This window comes from Dellaglioa sp. CoH-57-MRSF-19 (genome assembly GCF_056781975.1).
The window spans coordinates 38,513-54,772 of sequence record NZ_JBXAXW010000006.1; the positions used below are offsets into that span (position 1 = coordinate 38,513).

The window sequence follows — 16,260 nt, forward strand, 5'->3', positions numbered from 1 at the left end:
ATCTCCATTTACCACGCACGGATTTTACAAGGAGGTATGTCACGTGGCTAAAACAGTAGCAAACGTCGTTAAATTACAAATTCCAGCAGGGAAAGCAACTCCTGCTCCACCGGTTGGTCCTGCATTAGGACAAGCTGGTATTAATATCATGGGCTTTACAAAGGAATTCAATGCACGTACAGCTGACCAAGCTGGTATGTTAATTCCCGTTGTAATTAGTGTTTACGAAGATCGTTCATTCGATTTCGTTACAAAAACACCACCCGCAGCAGTTCTTTTAAAGAAAGCTGCAGGCGTTGAAAGTGGTTCTGGCGAACCTAACACTAAAAAAGTTGCAACAGTAACTAGTGCTCAAGTTCAACAAATCGCTGAAACTAAAATGCAAGATCTAAACGCTTCAGGTGTTGAATCTGCAATGCGCATGATCGAAGGAACTGCACGAAGCATGGGATTCGTTGTAGAAGGTTAATTCCTAACTACAAACACGCTTCTCGGTCGGATACTCTATGAAAATAGATGTATCAAGTGGGAGGTTTATCCGTTAGACCACATATTGCAAGGAGGAAAATTCAAGATGGCTAAAAAAGGTAAAAATTATCAAGACGCTTTAAAACAAGTTGAAGAAGGTAAAAACTATTCAATTACTGATGCAATCGCATTAGCTAAGAAAATGGACTTTGCTAAGTTTGACGCTACAATTGAACTTGCTTACAACTTAAACTTAGATACAAAACAAGCAGACCAACAATTACGTGGGGCTGTTGTACTTCCAAATGGTACTGGTAAAGACCAAACTGTTGTTGTATTCGCTAAAGGCGATAAAGCTAAAGCTGCACTTGCAGCCGGCGCTGACGTTGTTGGTGATGATGACTTGGTTGAACGTATTTCTGGTGGCTGGTTAGATTTTGATGTTGCTATTGCAACACCAGATATGATGGCCCAAGTTGGACGTTTAGGCCGTGTCTTAGGACCTAAAGGTTTAATGCCTAATCCTAAAACAGGTACTGTTACAATGGACGTTGAAAAAGCAGTTTCAGAATCTAAAGCCGGCAAGGTAACTTACCGTACTGATAGAGATGGAAATGTTCATGTTCCAATTGGTAAAGTATCATTTGATGATGCAGCATTAATTGGTAACTTTGATGTTATCAACGATGTTATTGTTAAAGCTCGCCCATCATCAGTTAAGGGTGGCTATATCAAACATTTATCTGTTGCTACAACATTTGGTCCAAGCTTAAACTTGGCTCAAAACTAATATTAGATAATTAAATTTCTTTAGTTGACCCATATATCTAACTGTGTTAAATTTATGGAAGTCAATTAATTTATGATTCTACCGAAGACTCAGGTGGCGCAAGCCTTAATTTACCTGCCGAGGAGTGAAGTATTACTCTCTCTGTGTCTTGGTGGACACGGAGTTTTTTTATTGTAAAAAAGCTCTGACACGACTACAGGAGGTGAATCAATTATGAGTAAAGAATTTATCGCACAAAAAGCATTAATTGTGGATGAAGTAACTGAAAAATTCAATAACGCTGCATCTGCAGTTGTTGTGGATTACCGTGGTTTAACGGTTGAACAAGTGACTGCATTACGTAAGGAATTACGCGAAGCAGGCGTTGAAATGAAAGTTATCAAAAACAAGATTTTAGTACGTGCTGCTGAAAAAGCAGGGTATGAAGGTATGGAAGAAGTATTTTCTGGACCTACTGCAGTCGCATTTTCTAGCGAAGATGTTGTTGCACCTGCACGTATTATGGCTAATTTTGCTAAGACTGCTGAAGCACTTAGCATTAAAGGTGGTGTCATTGAAGGTAAAGTTGCAACGTTAGAAGAAATTAACGCTCTTGCTACATTACCTAGTCGTGATGGCTTACTTTCAATGTTACTTTCAGTATTACAAGCACCTGTTCGCAACGTTGCTTATGCAATTAACGCTGTTGCAGAAAGTAAAGACGAAGAACCTGCTGCTTAATACTTAGCATCTATGATCGGTACCTAAAGGTACACACAAAATCGTACACATAAAATGGAGGATACACACATGTCATTAGATACAGAAAAAATCATTGCTGATTTAAAAGAAGCAAGCATTTTAGATTTAAACGACTTAGTTAAAGCAATCGAAGAAGAATTCGGTGTTTCAGCTGCTGCTCCTGTAGCTGCTGCTGGCGCTGGTGCTGGCGAAGCTGCTGCTGAAAAATCAGAATTTACTGTTGAATTAACAGAAGCTGGCGACCAAAAAGTTAAAGCTATCAAAGCCGTTCGCGAAATTACAGGTTTAGGCCTTAAAGACGCTAAAGGTTTAGTTGATAACATTCCATCAGTTATCAAAGAAGGTATTTCTAAAGACGAAGCTGAAGCAATGAAAGCTTCTTTAGAAGAAGTTGGCGCAGTAGTTACTCTCAAATAATAATATTTTTATTTTTGAATAATTTTAAGCACGATGATTTCCAATTTATTGGAAATCATCGTGCTATTTTTTTGCAAAATGTTTGGTTATGTTAATAAATCGTGGTAAGGTATTTAAATAAACATATATCTGAAAAAATATTGAATAAAATGGACAAAATGTAGAGGGGGTAAGCTATAAACGAACATAATTAGAAGCGTCTATTTAAAGGATAGCGATAACTATTCCAATATTAGCGTTTGAAATCTCTTTAAAATTAGAAATTCGTCGAATTATTAATTAATGTTAAACTTTTTCTATATACATCATTAGTTATTTATTAATGTCCACAGTTTGGCATGATCACCAGCGCTTATTTAAAATTAGTTAGTATGTAGATAAAAGAGTTAATTTAGAAATAGTAACTAGATCGAAGCAAATTATTTTTATGGTGATGTTAGTTATTTTATACCAAATTTTACATAGACTACATTAATTTTATTAACGATATAGACTTTATTGTGAAATGAAGGTTACGTAGAACAAAAGAAAAAATAGTATTATATATTCCGGGGGGAGTATAAGTAACAAAAAATAAATCGGGGGATTCAAAAAATGAAAAAAATAATTAGTACGTGTAATGAATTTATTAAAAAAAGATTAACAGCAATTAAGCTTTTATTTGTTTTATCAGTTTTAATTTTTGTTATTATCCAAGTTGGACAAATATTTAAGGATATAAATGGTGAACAAGTTCAGCAAAGTTTTGAATCACAGTCAGTAAAATCCATTATATTAATGTTGGTAATTGGATTTATTGCTGTCCTTCCGATGATGATTTATGATTTTGTCATGGTTAAATTTTTACCAGAAAAGTATTCTTGGCGATACATTCTTCAAAGCGGTTGGATAACGAATACAATGACTAACATAGCAGGATTTGGTGGCCTACTAGGTGCATCACTTAGAGCTAATTTTTATAGTAAAAATGCGTCTAAAAAACAGGTGCTATTTGCTATATCAAAAATAGCATTATTTTTAGTTGCGGGTCTATCACTATATTGTTGGGTTTCTTTATTCATGATTTTTGGATTAAATATTGGACCACAATTCGGACAGTATTGGGTCTGGTTGTTATTAGGTGGCCTATATTTTCCAATTGTTTTTATTATTACAAAGACAAGAGATTCAGAATTTTTTGCAGATTTAACATTAGGTCGTGAACTAACGTTAATACTTGGCTCTTCCTTAGAATGGGGATCTGCTGGTTTATTTTTCATTTATATCGGATTTATGATGAATGTTGATACATCTAATTTAGTTGCTGTCTTCCCGTTATTTATTATCGCATCAATTATCGGTGTTATTTCAATGATTCCGGGTGGGTTAGGTTCTTTTGATGTCTTTATGATTTTAGGGTTACAAACATTAGGTGTACAGGATAGCACAGCTGTTATCTGGTTATTGTTTTATCGATTATTTTATTATATATTCCCATTCTTAGTGGGGGTATTATTATTCGTTAAAGATTCAGGACATCGTCTTAATGAGTACTTAAATGGACTACCAGTTATCTTACTCAGTAGAGTAGCACATTTTATACTTGTGTTATTTTTCTATATGACAGGTATCATCTTATTACTTGCTTCAACGGTTCCAGAATTTACATTTACTAATCCAATTATTAATTACTTATATCCTTATACCTTTTATTTCATTCATCAAATGAGTAATATTATACTTGCATTCTTAATGATTGGGATTGGTCGAGGTATTGAATCTAAAGTTAAACGTGTCTATTGGCCAATGATTATCTTTGTTGTCGTGGGTATTGCTAATACATTGTGGCATGATTTCTCAGTAACAATACTTATTTTCTTAACTATCATTCTCATTTGTGCACTATTATCTAAACCAATATTTTATCGTGAAAGATTTGAATATTCATGGGGCCGTTTATTAATTGATGGAAGTATATTTGCTGGAACATTCATTTTATACACAATCGTAGGATTCTATAACATGCCAGAATTCCACTTTAAGGGTAAAGTTCCAGATGTATTCTTATTTCCTTCAGAAAAGATATGGCTATCAGGATTCCTAGGTTTACTTTCTGCAGTTGTGGTGTTATGGATTGCATTTACGTACTTATCTGGTAAGGATAAACGATTTGGTAAGCAAGATTTTCCAGCAGATCGTGTTAAAAATGTAATTGATACTTATGGTGGTAATGAAGTCAGTCATCTTTCATTTTTAAAGGATAAAAATGTTTATTTCTATCAAAATGATGGACAGGACGAAGTATTTTTCCTTTATCAAAAAAAATCGAATAAATTAGTGGTTATGGGTGAACCTGTTGGTAATCATGAGTTTATTCGTGAAGCAATTAATCAATTTATTGTTGACGCAGATATTGAAGGATTAGAATTAGTTTTTTATGAAGTTGATGCGAAGTTAACAATGATGTTACATGAAGTTGGATTTGATTTCATTAAAACGGGTGAAGAAGGTTTTGTTAGAGTAGCTGAATTTGAATTGGCTGGTAAAAAAAGACGTTCTGAACGTGCTTTAATGAATAAATTTGAACGAGAAAACTATACATTTGCAATGATCGAGCCCCCTTATTCAAAGGAAACTATTCAAGAATTGAAAAAAATATCTGATAGTTGGCTGAATGGACAAGCTGAAAAAGGATTTTCTTTAGGATTTTTCGATGAATATTATCTTAATCAAGCGCCTATTGCTATTATTAATGATTCTGAGGGACATAAGGTTGCCTTTGCGACAATGATGCCAACCGGAAATAATAGGGTCTTATCGATTGATTTGATGAGATATAGTAGAGAAGAAGCGCCATCTGGTATTATGGATAAAATCTTTATTAGCCTTTTTCAACAAGCAAAAGAAGGCGGCTATGAATTATTCGATATGGGTATGGCACCATTGTCGAATGTAGGTGAATCTAAATTTAGTTTTGCGGAAGAAAAAATAGCTCATTTAATTTATGAATATGGGTATCATTTTTATGGTTTCCAGGGACTAAAGAAGTATAAAAATAAATATGTAACTAAATGGCAGCCAAAATATATTTCATTTAGGAAACGTAGTTCGATTGCCTTTACGTTATTACAGATTTTAGCAGTTGTAAATCAAAAAAAATCAGTAGATAAAAAGGATAGAATGCCTAGCCCTATAATGAAGTTTTTAATAAAGAATATTAGATAATATAGTATATTAAAAGGGTAGAGATATATATTATTTGAGACACCAAGACATAATTCCGGTAAAATATCGGAATTATGTCTTTTAATTTGCAAGAAATACGTTTGTTATGAAGCAAAAGAAACTCTAAATGTAGTGAACAAATAGTTAATTTAACGTACTTTTAGTCTGGAAACTGCGTATGATGATTGCTTTCTTACTCGATTATTTAGATATAAAAATGCCTCACAATTACTAGACTTATGTCTAATAATTGTGAGGCATTTCATTAATTAGTATTATCTTTTTTTAAACATATTTTTGATAGAGATTAATAAAAATGGCATATAGAGTAACCATAAATTTAAACGTTGCCACAAACCACGATAAGGAATTTTAAATTGTGAATCTGGCATAATTCTTGGATAAACAAATAAAAATTGAATTCCTAGTGAAATAATAAAGGCAACTAATAAAAGGGTTGTAATTAGTTTTTTACCTTGCTTTTGATAGAGTTTTAATAAAAAAAACATACTAATCAAAAGAGCGGTGTCGCCAATGCCTGACGAATAATTGTGGATCATACCCGTAATGCTTTGTGTATTTGATGTGAGTGCACGATCGAAAATTCCTGTTAAAAGACAATCGGTCATACTAAAAATAATTAACATAGCGGTAAACCAGCTGGCTAATTTTTTTGACGTACCTTTAAAATATTCATAGAAAGCTGGTGCTGAAAGTAAGAAAAGAAGTCCATTTATAACTTCCCAAACTTTAAATGCCATATGAGTTGGAACGCCAACTTCCCCAAAATCACTAATTAAATTAGTGAATTGCAAATAACCAGGTACAAATGGTGCTAATGCTAAAGGCAAAATCCACTCACTTATAACGGCAAGTGCCATTAAATAAAAACCATATTTCTTTAAAAAATTCATTATAGATCCCCAATTCTAATTATTTATATGATAATTTTATTATAACTTATTTAAGTAATAGTTGTTTACGAAAAGGCTAATTAAAAATGACACTTCTTAATTATAATTAAGATAATACCAAGATATATCGATTTAGATAGCCTTATTTTAGATATAATGATAAAGTGTTAACTAGTTTATGAACAATATTTTTGATATAATGGAAGTTAAGAAATTACAACAAATTGAAAGTAGGGTGTTACCTTGGATTCTGGTCCGGAAAATTATTTAGTGAATGTAATTGTTATTATCGCAATATTACTTTTGTCTGTGTTATTTACACTGACTGAGTATGCGTTGGTTCGTGTCCGTATTAGTGCATTGAAAGATATGTATGGGAAAAAGCCGCTTAAAAATATTAAGCGGGCTATTCATATGACGGAGAACCTAACGGAGTATCTGTCAACGGCCCAAGTTGGAATCACTTCAACTAGTTTGATTTTAGGTTGGATTGGTGAAAAAACAATAGCAGATGCGATTATACAATCAAATATATTACCCGCGGCTATGGCAAATGCTATTGCATCGGTTGCTGCAATTCTTATTTTTACTGTTATTCATGCTGTTTTTACTGATTTAGTACCTAAAAATATTGCAATTGCAGATCCATTGCCAGTATTATTATTTATTGTCCGTCCTATTATGTTTTTCCATATTGTGTTATACCCATTAATTTGGATTTTAGATCGTTCAGCAAATTGGATTACGCATTTGTTAGGTTATGAAGTTGAAAATGAAGAAGATATTTATTCGCAAACTGAAATTCTCTCATTATCTCGATTATCCGCAAATGCTGGTGAACTTGATGAAGAAGATTTAACATTCATGCGACGAGCATTTGATATGAATGATAAAGTGGCAGAAGATATCATGATTGACCGAACATCGATGGTTGCAGTAGACGTAGACGATTCAATTAGAAACGTTGTTAATTTATATTGGAGAACTAGATATTCAAGGTTCCCAGTTATTGCTAACAATGATAAAGATAAAGTTATCGGGTACGTTTATAGTTATGATTTATTGCGACAGGAAAAAATTGATAAGACAAATTTGATTTCAACAATTATGCGTGATATTCCGGCCGTTCAAGAAAATGCTGAAGTTCATAGTATTATGGATGTTATGGTATCTAAGAGAACACCAATCGTTATCGTCGTTAATGAGTATGGTGGGACTTCAGGGATTGTTACAGATAAAGATATCTATGAAGAATTATTTGGTGTTGTTAGAGAAGAATTTGATGATACGAATGACGATAATATAGTAGATATGGGAAACAATAAATTTAAAGTTTCAGGTAAAGTGACATTATATGATTTTGAAAGATATTTTGATACAACGCTTAAAGAAACGGAAGAAAGTGAAGCGGTGACGCTTACTGGATTTGTGCTTAATAATGACTCAAAATTTCGAGCTAATGATGAAATGAAAATTGCTAATTTTAATATTAAGGCATTGGACTATGAAAATGCTTATATTTCAGAATTTGAAGTAACTGTTTTACCAACAGATAAAAGAGTGATTAACAAAGTGAACGCTTAAAAAAATAGTATTTAGGGTTAGTTTTTAATTAGCTCTAAATGCTATTTTTTTTACTACATTACTGGTAAGGATTATAGCTTGCCAATTGGTAAAAGTAGTAACCATATTAATTTGAATCAAACGACTATTTCGAATTATTTAAAATGGTCACAATATCTGGTAGGAGGAGACAATTATGAAAAATAAAAGGAATATCAGCGCCATCTTATTTGGATTTGTTCCAATGATTATGGGAGTAGTTTTGTATCACAAATTACCCAATAAAATTCCGATTCACTGGAATATAGGTGGTAATATTGATCAGTATGGTGATAAAAATCTAGTTATTATTGGGTTCCCATTATTGATGATTTTAATCAATGTGGTGATAATGGTAATAGATAACACTAATCGTCAAAATAAGAAACTAGATACAGCTTTAATTTGGATTACGCCAATCTTATCAATACTTTTAGCAACAATGATATTTGCTACCGCGTTGGGACATCAGGTTAATATTATTAGCAGTGTTGCACTGATAGTGGGAACATTGCTGATCATCTTAGGAAACTATGCGCCTAAAACGGTTCCTAATAAATATACCAACTTTAGGATGAAGAAAATAACGCAGGATTCTAGTCATCGTGAGAAATTAAATCGTTTATCAGGTGTATGGATGGTCATTATAGGAATATTGATACTTTGTGCGGGAATAGTGGGAATGTTACTGTAATTGTAAAGTTAAAACTGTTAAATAAAAAATCCTTACTATCAGTTTTTAGGCTGATAGTAAGGATTTTTTTCTAACGTTTAGGACGACGTTTCATTTGGCCGCTTTCACCAATTTCATAATCTGAATCATCCATTGATTCCACACTACCAAGTAAGTAGCCATTACCAACTTGAGAGAAGAAATCATGATTAGATGTTGATGTTGAAATTCCGTTCATGACAACAGGATTAACATCAGAAGCTGTATCAGGGAACAAAGGATCTTGGCCTAAATTCATTAGAGCTTTGTTGGCATTGTAACGTAAGAAGGTTAAAACTTCTTCAGTCCAACCAACTTCATCATAAAGTTCATGGGTATATTTTTCTTCGTTTTCATATAATTCAAACAGAAGGTCATACATCCAGGTCTTCATTTTACCTTGTTCTTCTTCAGAAAGTTCGTTGAATCCTAATTGGAATTTATAGCCAATGAAGGTACCATGAACAGATTCATCACGTAAAATTAATTTAATAATTTCAGCAACGTTTGCCAGTTTGTTATGGCCTAAATAGTAAAGTGGCGTATAGAAACCAGAGTAGAATAAGAACGTTTCAAGAAAAACAGAAGCAACTTTTTTCTCCAATGGTGACCCGTTTTGGTAAATACCATTAATACGTTGTGCTTTTTTTTGTAAAAATTCGTTTTTGTCTGTCCATTCGAAAATTTCAGTAATCTCTGAAGCTGTATTCAACGTTGAAAAAATTGATGAATAACTTTTAGCATGAACCGATTCCATAAATTGAATATTATTTAAAACAGCTTCTTCGTGGGCAGTCCGTGTATCATGACGCAACGCTTCCATCCCATCTTGTGATTGCACCGTATCCAACAATGTTAGCCCACCAAAATCATGACCAACTAATGTTTTTTCTGCAGGACTCAGTGTACGCCAATCATCTAAATCATTTGAAAGGGGGATACGTGTATCTAACCAAAATTGTTCTGTTAGTTTTTCCCAAGTTGCTTTATCAACTTGATCTTCAACTTCGTTCCAATTAATTGCTTTGTAACTATCATTATTCATTTAACTTTCCTCCGTTACAGTTTAGATAACACAACTCTCACAAGCGTTTGCGCCAACTTCTTCTTGATCATCAGTAAAGGTTCTGATGTAGTAAATTGACTTAATACCTTTATTATACGCATAATTACGCAAAATGTTTAAGTCACGTGTTGTCATTTTATCTGTCCGACCATTTTTCCATTCGTAGAGGCCTTCAGGAATCGTTGAACGCATGAATAAAGTTAAACTAAGTGATTGATCGATATGTTCCTGTGCAGCAGCGTAAACGTCAATAACTTTACGCATATCCATGTCGTATGCAGAAGTATAGTATGGAATCGTGTCATTTGAAAGGTAAGGAGCTGGATAGTAAATCTTTCCAATTTTCTTTTCTTGACGCTCTTCGATTCGGTTAATAATTGGGTGAAGACTGGCAGTAGTATCGTTAATATATGAAATAGAGCCATTAGGTGCAACAGCCAATCTATTTTGATGATAAAGACCGTCAGTTTGAATATTAGCTTTCAAAGTCGCCCAATCTTCTTGATTAGGGATGTCGATGCCATCAAATAAGGCAGCAACTTTATCAGAAGTAGGGCCCCAATCTTCGTTAAGATACTTATCAAAGTAGGTACCAGTTGCATAAGTACTTTTTTCAAAGTTATGGAATGTTTCATTTTTTTCTTTAGCGATAGCATTTGATGATTTTAATGAGTAATAGTTAAGCATCATAAAATAAACACTAGTGAAATCGATTGAGTCTTCTGAACCATAATGCATATGGTTTTTAGCGAAGTAGGCATGTAAGCCCATTGCACCTAAACCGATGGTATGCGCTAAGTTATTTCCATGTTGAATAGGAGGCACAACATCAATATCTGAACTATCAGTTACAAAAGTTAAAGCGCGAACCATTGAATCAACTGAACGGCCAAAATCTGGAGAAGCCATCATATTAACAATGTTAGTTGAGCCTAAGTTACATGAAATATCAGTCCCCATAACATCGTAGCCTTGTGCATTATTCACAGTTGATGGTGTCTGAACCTGCATGATTTCTGAACAAAGATTACTCATAATGATTTTACCATCAATTGGGTTTGCGCGATTTGCTGTATCAACATTGACAATATAAGGATAGCCTGACTCTTGTTGCAGCTTAGAAATTTCAGTTTCTAATTCGCGGGCAAGAATCGTTTTTTTACTAATATTTTTATTGGCAACCATATTGTCATATTCTTTTGTGATATCAACATAGGAATAAGGGACTCCATATTCTCTTTCAACACCGTAGGGATCGAAAAGATACATCGTTGCATTATCTTTAATGAGTTCGTAAAATTTATCAGGTACAGTGATGCCTAGTGATAAAGTTTTAACACGGATTTTTTCATCAGCATTTTCTTTTTTAGCTGACAGGAAAGCAACAATATCTGGATGGAAGACGTCTAAATAGACAACTCCAGCACCTTGACGCTGTCCTAGTTGGTTAGAATATGAAAAACTATCTTCTAATAATTTCATAACGGGTAGAACACCAGAAGCAGCGCCCTCAATCCCTTTAATTGGTGCACCTGCGCCACGTAAATTACTGAGCGTAATACCAACACCACCACCAATTCGAGATAATTGAAGTGCTGAGTTAATGCCACGTCCAATACCATTCATATCATCAGTAATTTGAATTAGGAAGCAAGAAACTAATTCTCCACGACGTTTACGACCGGCATTTAAGAAACTAGGTGTAGCAGGTTGGTAACGTTGATGAATCATTTCGTCAGCTAAATTCATAGCTAGTTCTGTATTACCATCAGCAAAGTAAAGAACGTTCATTGCAACACGATCAATATAATTTTCAAGGTAATAGGCATTATTATCAGTTTTAAGTGCGTATTGAGCATAAAATTTGTAGGCAGCCATAAATGTACCGAAATGGAATTTTTGAGCTGCTAAATAAGCGTAGAGCTCCTCTATAAATGAGAAGTCATATTTATTATAAAAATCAGTTTCAATATAGTTGTTGTCAATTAAATAATCAAAACGTGCTTTTAATGAATCAAATTGCATTGTATTTTCAGCAACATTTTCTTTCAAAAAGGCGGTTAAGGCTTCTTGATCTTTTTGAAGTGGGATTTGACCGTCTACGGGAATATTAATTTCATTATTTAAATCATAATAAGTGACTTTATCACTATTTAACGTTTTTAATGTCAATTTCATCAACTACTTTCTTCATATTGATTACATCTTCTTCAGTGCCATTGAATTCAAATTCATATAATAATGGGACGTGATAGTCGGTTGCGATATCTTTGGCTGTAAAAATAAAAAGTTGGGCGAAGTTGCGGTTCCCACCGCCAACAACACCCAGTATATTTTCTCTATTTGATTGATATTCAATAAAGTCGTTGACCGATTCAGTGAGCCCAATTTCATAAGTTGGAACAATTAAAATATAGGGTTCATTTAATTCAATAAGCGGGTTTGTTGGATCGATTTCAAATGAAGGATAGCCAATTTTATTGATGAAGCGTCGTGTTTGTCCAGTAATGCTAAAGAAAACAATTTTCATTAGACTGCCAACTTTTTAAGCATATCAGGACGAAATCCTGCGATTGTATCGAATCCAGTAGCTTCTATAACAGGAACAGCTTGGAAACCTTGGCCTTTCAAGTAATCGATTGCGTTATCGTCTTCGGAAATGTTACGTTCATCAAAGTCGACGTTGTTTTCTTCTAAAAAACGTTTTGTCATTTTGCATTGGATGCAGTTGTTTTTTGTAAATACAGTAACTTTTTTCATTATATAAATTCCCCTTTGTTGTTTTGTTTAATAAGATAAGTATACAACACATAATCCAAAAATCAATTGAAAAAAACACTACATTTAGTGTGATTTTAAGTTGCATCACACAAGATGTAGTGTTCAAGGTCTTGGATTGTTTATATTAAATTTTGATTGCGAAAATTCGATTTTCTCCGTATTATAGAAACTATTGAGAAAGTAGGTAAAAATATGACGAATTATTATTTTTCGAAAAATCCAGATGTTATTCATGATGAAAAAGAATGGACATTTAAACTGTTGAACAACGAGTTTAAGTTTACCACAGATAATGGTGTATTTTCAAAAAAAACAGTCGATTTTGGTTCAAGAGTTTTATTAAATGCAGTTGAGCAACAAAAAATAATTCCGGGAAATATTTTAGATGTTGGATGTGGATACGGTCCAATAGGACTTGCTATAGCCAAGAATCAACCAGAACGAAAAATAGACATGACAGATGTAAACGAATTAGCATTAGAATTAGCAAAGAAGAACGCGGTAATCAATAAAATTAATAATATAGAAGTTTTTGAATCTGCCGCATACAGTCATGTAAAAAAGACAGATTATGCTGCAATTCTTACAAACCCGCCTATTAGAGCAGGCAAAGAGGTCGTTCATGAAATTTTAAGTGGCGCATTCGACCATTTAAAAGTTGGCGGACAATTGTTTGCTGTATTACAAAAGAAACAAGGGGCAAGTTCGGCTCAAAAGAGAATGACTGAAGTTTTTGGTAATTGTGACATTATTTTAAAAGATAAAGGTTACTATATTTTAATGAGTGTGAAGTAAATGGTAGAAAAATTAACTGAAGAACAAAAAGAATTTTTTATGCGCGAAGCTTTATATGAAGCAAGAAATGCAAAAATTATTGGTGAAGTACCAATTGGCTGTGTTGTTGTACAAAATGGTGAGATTATTGGACGAGGCCATAATATTCGTGAACACGTGCAAGATGCAACCCTTCACGCTGAAATTTTAGCCATCCAAGAAGCCTGTGCTACGATTCATAGCTGGCGTCTTGTAGATGCGCAATTATTCGTAACACTAGAACCATGCCCAATGTGTAGTGGTGCGATTATCAATTCAAGAATCCCCGAAGTTTACTTTGGTGCATTTGATCCTAAAGCAGGAACTGCAGGCAGCATTGGGAACTTATTAACGGATGAACGATTTAATCATCAAGCAAAAGTAGAATCTGGATTATTATTAGATGAAGCCAAAGACCTACTCCAATCATTCTTTAGAGAAGTTCGTCGTAAAAGAAAAGAAAAAAAGCAATCATAAAGGTAGCTTTTTGTTGGAATTTAATGTATTATAATAATTGCCGCAAGGCCTTAAGGCAATAGTGTGCTTACGAATTGTGTCAGATCCGGAAGGAAGCAGCACTAAGTTTGATTCACTTTGTGCCTTAAGTAATTATGATTATTTAAGACTCTTAGTCAGAAATGGCTGAGAGATTTTTTTATTTAAAAAGCTATTTATAGATTTTGAAAGGAGAGATTGTGATGAGTTACCAAGCTTTATACCGTGTCTGGCGTCCACAAAAATTTAGTGATTTAGTTGGACAAAACATGATTACGCAGACGTTGAAAAATGCAATTATGACACAACAAACAAGTCATGCATACATTTTTAATGGTCCACGTGGAACAGGTAAAACGTCCGCAGCTAAAATTTTTGCTAAGGCAGTTAATTGTCACTTCCAGGAAAATGGCGAACCATGTAACAAATGTGAGACATGTATCGCTATTACGAATGGTCAATTAAACGATGTTATCGAAATTGATGCCGCTTCTAATAATGGGGTTGAAGAAATTCGTGATATCCGTGACAAAGTAAAGTATGCACCCACACAAGCTGATTTTAAAATCTATATTATTGATGAAGTTCATATGCTATCTACGGGTGCTTTTAATGCACTCTTGAAGACGCTTGAAGAACCACCTGAAAATGTTATTTTTATTCTTGCTACAACGGAACCACATAAGATTCCAGCAACCATTATTTCTAGAACTCAGAAATTTGATTTCAAGCGTATTACGCCAGCTGACAGTTATGAACGAATGGTTTATATTTTGTCTGAAAAAGGAATTGAATATGAAGAACCAGCGCTTAAAGTTATCGCTAAAGCAGCTGAAGGTGGAATGCGGGATGCTTTGAGTATTTTAGATCAGGTCATTTCATTCGGTGATAACAAGGTGACTTTGGATAATGCTTTGTTAGTAACCGGTAGTGTAACACAGGATAAAATACAGAATTACGTCACGGAAGTTAGTCAAAAAGCGACTACTGAGGCATTAGAAACGATACAAGCAATTATAGACGAAGGTAAAGATTCAACTAGATTAATCGAAGATTTAATTGCCTATAGTCGTGATTTACTATTATATCAGCAAGCACCAGCACTTATTAATCAACTAGAATTAGGGATGGTTAATGATGATTTTAAAAACTTATCACAGACTATTTCTGCTGATTTCTTATACCAAATGATAAATGTTTTAAATGAAATTCAACAACAAATGCGATTTACAACACATCCAGATGTTTATTTAGAAGTATTAACAATTCGATTATCACAATTTAATACCTCTGATACGATTGCGGAGACGACTCAATCAGAATTAAGTTCAGATGCATCTAAACAAATTAATAATTTAACTAAAACAGTTGAAGACTTGAAAAAGCAAATAATTGATTTAAGTCAGAATGATAATCAACCGCAAGTGGCAGTAATAGCTAAGCCTAAAAAAGTTGCCTCTACTCAAAAAAAAGCAACATTAAATTTATCTCAAATTTATCCTATTTTAGATCACGCAACAAAAGAAAGTTTGGTACAATTAAAACAGGTTTGGCCAGAGTTGTTGCATCAACTTTCAGTTACACAACGTGCGATTATGCAAGCTAGTGAACCGGTTGCGGCTAGTCCTGACAGTGTACTTGTTAGTTTTAATTACGAATTCTTGTCTGTCAAAGCTTCAAGTGATACAGAGTTACTCGATGCTTTAGGTAATGGGTTAGATCGATTATTACATCATGTCCCTAAGGTGGTCTGTATTACAGCAGAGCAATGGCCAGAAGTCCGAAAATCTTACATTAAACAAAATGAGCACGAGGGAACTGAAACAATTATTGAGCCAGAACCTGAAGTAGTAGAACCAATTGTTTCAAAAGCTGAAGAAATTTTTGGAACAGAAAATATAGAAATTAAACAGGATTAGAAAGGAAGTAATTAATAATGATGCGTGGAAATGGTAATATGCAAGGTATGATGAAACAAATGCAAAAATTACAAAAAGATATGACAAAAGACCAAGAGGCTTTGAATGCAACTGAATTTGTTGGCGAAGCTTCAAATGATTTAGTTAAGGTAACCTTTACAGGGGACAAAAAAATGACTGATATCATGATTAAAGAAGAAGCAGTCGATCCTGATGATGTTGATATGTTACAAGATTTAATTATTATGGCTGTTAATGATGCTATGACAAAAATTGAAAAAACAACAACTGATAAATTGGGTAAATATTCTCAAGGGATGCCTGGACTATAAACTTAA

At 33.7% G+C, this 16,260-nt stretch carries 16 protein-coding genes, 1 other RNA gene and 1 other annotated feature; of the genes, 12 read left to right on the plus strand and 5 right to left on the minus strand.

Going from position 1 to position 16,260, the window contains the following annotated elements:
• Positions 1–43 precede the first annotated feature (43 nt).
• From rplK to mprF, 5 genes are all read left to right on the plus strand, one after another.
• Entirely contained in the window at positions 44–469 is a 426-nt protein-coding gene (gene rplK / locus AC1RO3_RS06710; RefSeq protein WP_409021537.1) for a 50S ribosomal protein L11, read from the plus strand.
• 105 nt (positions 470–574) lie between these two features.
• The gene (gene rplA, locus AC1RO3_RS06715) at positions 575–1,258 is read left to right on the plus strand and encodes a 50S ribosomal protein L1 (protein WP_409021536.1); all 684 of its coding nucleotides are present in this window, start codon (positions 575–577) and stop codon (positions 1,256–1,258) included.
• Positions 1,259–1,321: 63 nt separating this feature from the next.
• Positions 1,322–1,437, plus strand: a sequence feature (ribosomal protein L10 leader region).
• Between the two features lie 34 nt (positions 1,438–1,471).
• The gene (gene rplJ, locus AC1RO3_RS06720; RefSeq protein ID WP_481761895.1) at positions 1,472–1,978 is read left to right on the plus strand and encodes a 50S ribosomal protein L10; all 507 of its coding nucleotides are present in this window, start codon (positions 1,472–1,474) and stop codon (positions 1,976–1,978) included.
• A 69-nt stretch (positions 1,979–2,047) separates the two neighbouring features.
• Entirely contained in the window at positions 2,048–2,416 is a 369-nt protein-coding gene (gene rplL, locus AC1RO3_RS06725; RefSeq protein ID WP_409021534.1) for a 50S ribosomal protein L7/L12, read from the plus strand.
• Between the two features lie 594 nt (positions 2,417–3,010).
• Entirely contained in the window at positions 3,011–5,620 is a 2,610-nt protein-coding gene (gene mprF / locus AC1RO3_RS06730) for a bifunctional lysylphosphatidylglycerol flippase/synthetase MprF (RefSeq protein ID WP_481761896.1), read from the plus strand.
• Between the two features lie 275 nt (positions 5,621–5,895).
• Here the strand turns inward: mprF and AC1RO3_RS06735 are convergent, their stop codons facing one another.
• Positions 5,896–6,534, minus strand: coding sequence for a DUF998 domain-containing protein (locus tag AC1RO3_RS06735; protein ID WP_481761897.1), 639 nt, complete (start codon positions 6,532–6,534; stop codon positions 5,896–5,898).
• A 243-nt stretch (positions 6,535–6,777) separates the two neighbouring features.
• On the opposite strand from AC1RO3_RS06735, the gene AC1RO3_RS06740 reads away from it, so the two are divergent.
• Positions 6,778–8,118, plus strand: a complete 1,341-nt coding sequence (locus AC1RO3_RS06740; RefSeq protein ID WP_481761898.1) for a hemolysin family protein — start codon at positions 6,778–6,780, stop codon at positions 8,116–8,118.
• Between the two features lie 175 nt (positions 8,119–8,293).
• Positions 8,294–8,830 carry a DUF1648 domain-containing protein gene (locus AC1RO3_RS06745; protein ID WP_481761899.1) on the plus strand — a complete coding sequence of 179 codons (537 nt, stop codon included), beginning with the start codon at positions 8,294–8,296 and terminating at the stop codon, positions 8,828–8,830.
• Between the two features lie 70 nt (positions 8,831–8,900).
• Here AC1RO3_RS06745 and nrdF read toward each other — a convergent pair whose 3' ends face one another.
• From nrdF to nrdH, 4 genes are read right to left on the minus strand one after another with little or no spacing between them, the layout of a single operon-like run.
• Positions 8,901–9,893, minus strand: a complete 993-nt coding sequence (nrdF, locus tag AC1RO3_RS06750; protein WP_409021529.1) for a class 1b ribonucleoside-diphosphate reductase subunit beta — start codon at positions 9,891–9,893, stop codon at positions 8,901–8,903.
• Between the two features lie 21 nt (positions 9,894–9,914).
• Entirely contained in the window at positions 9,915–12,092 is a 2,178-nt protein-coding gene (gene nrdE / locus AC1RO3_RS06755; RefSeq protein ID WP_481761900.1) for a class 1b ribonucleoside-diphosphate reductase subunit alpha, read from the minus strand.
• A complete protein-coding gene (gene nrdI, locus AC1RO3_RS06760) occupies positions 12,064–12,444 on the minus strand; it encodes a class Ib ribonucleoside-diphosphate reductase assembly flavoprotein NrdI (RefSeq protein ID WP_481761901.1) in 381 nt (126 codons plus the stop codon). Before nrdI ends, nrdE begins: the two co-directional genes overlap by 29 nt.
• A complete protein-coding gene (nrdH, locus tag AC1RO3_RS06765; RefSeq protein WP_481761902.1) occupies positions 12,444–12,674 on the minus strand; it encodes a glutaredoxin-like protein NrdH in 231 nt (76 codons plus the stop codon). The genes nrdI and nrdH overlap by 1 nt, the downstream gene beginning before the upstream one ends.
• Before the next feature lie 213 nt (positions 12,675–12,887).
• On the opposite strand from nrdH, the gene AC1RO3_RS06770 reads away from it, so the two are divergent.
• The 5 genes from AC1RO3_RS06770 to AC1RO3_RS06790 all read left to right on the plus strand — a co-directional run bounded on the left by AC1RO3_RS06770 (position 12,888) and on the right by AC1RO3_RS06790 (position 16,254).
• Positions 12,888–13,490: a class I SAM-dependent methyltransferase gene (locus tag AC1RO3_RS06770; RefSeq protein ID WP_481761903.1), complete on the plus strand. Its 603-nt coding sequence runs from the start codon at positions 12,888–12,890 to the stop codon at positions 13,488–13,490.
• Positions 13,491–13,985: a tRNA adenosine(34) deaminase TadA gene (gene tadA / locus AC1RO3_RS06775; RefSeq protein ID WP_409021525.1), complete on the plus strand. Its 495-nt coding sequence runs from the start codon at positions 13,491–13,493 to the stop codon at positions 13,983–13,985. It abuts the gene before it with no gap.
• A 47-nt stretch (positions 13,986–14,032) separates the two neighbouring features.
• Positions 14,033–14,119, plus strand: an RNA gene (gene ffs, locus AC1RO3_RS06780) — signal recognition particle sRNA small type.
• Between the two features lie 87 nt (positions 14,120–14,206).
• On the plus strand, positions 14,207–15,922 hold the full coding sequence (gene dnaX, locus AC1RO3_RS06785) for a DNA polymerase III subunit gamma/tau (protein ID WP_481761904.1): 1,716 nt from the start codon (positions 14,207–14,209) through the stop codon (positions 15,920–15,922).
• Positions 15,923–15,939: 17 nt separating this feature from the next.
• Positions 15,940–16,254: a YbaB/EbfC family nucleoid-associated protein gene (locus AC1RO3_RS06790; RefSeq protein WP_409021523.1), complete on the plus strand. Its 315-nt coding sequence runs from the start codon at positions 15,940–15,942 to the stop codon at positions 16,252–16,254.
• The last annotated feature ends 6 nt before the right edge of the window (positions 16,255–16,260 follow it).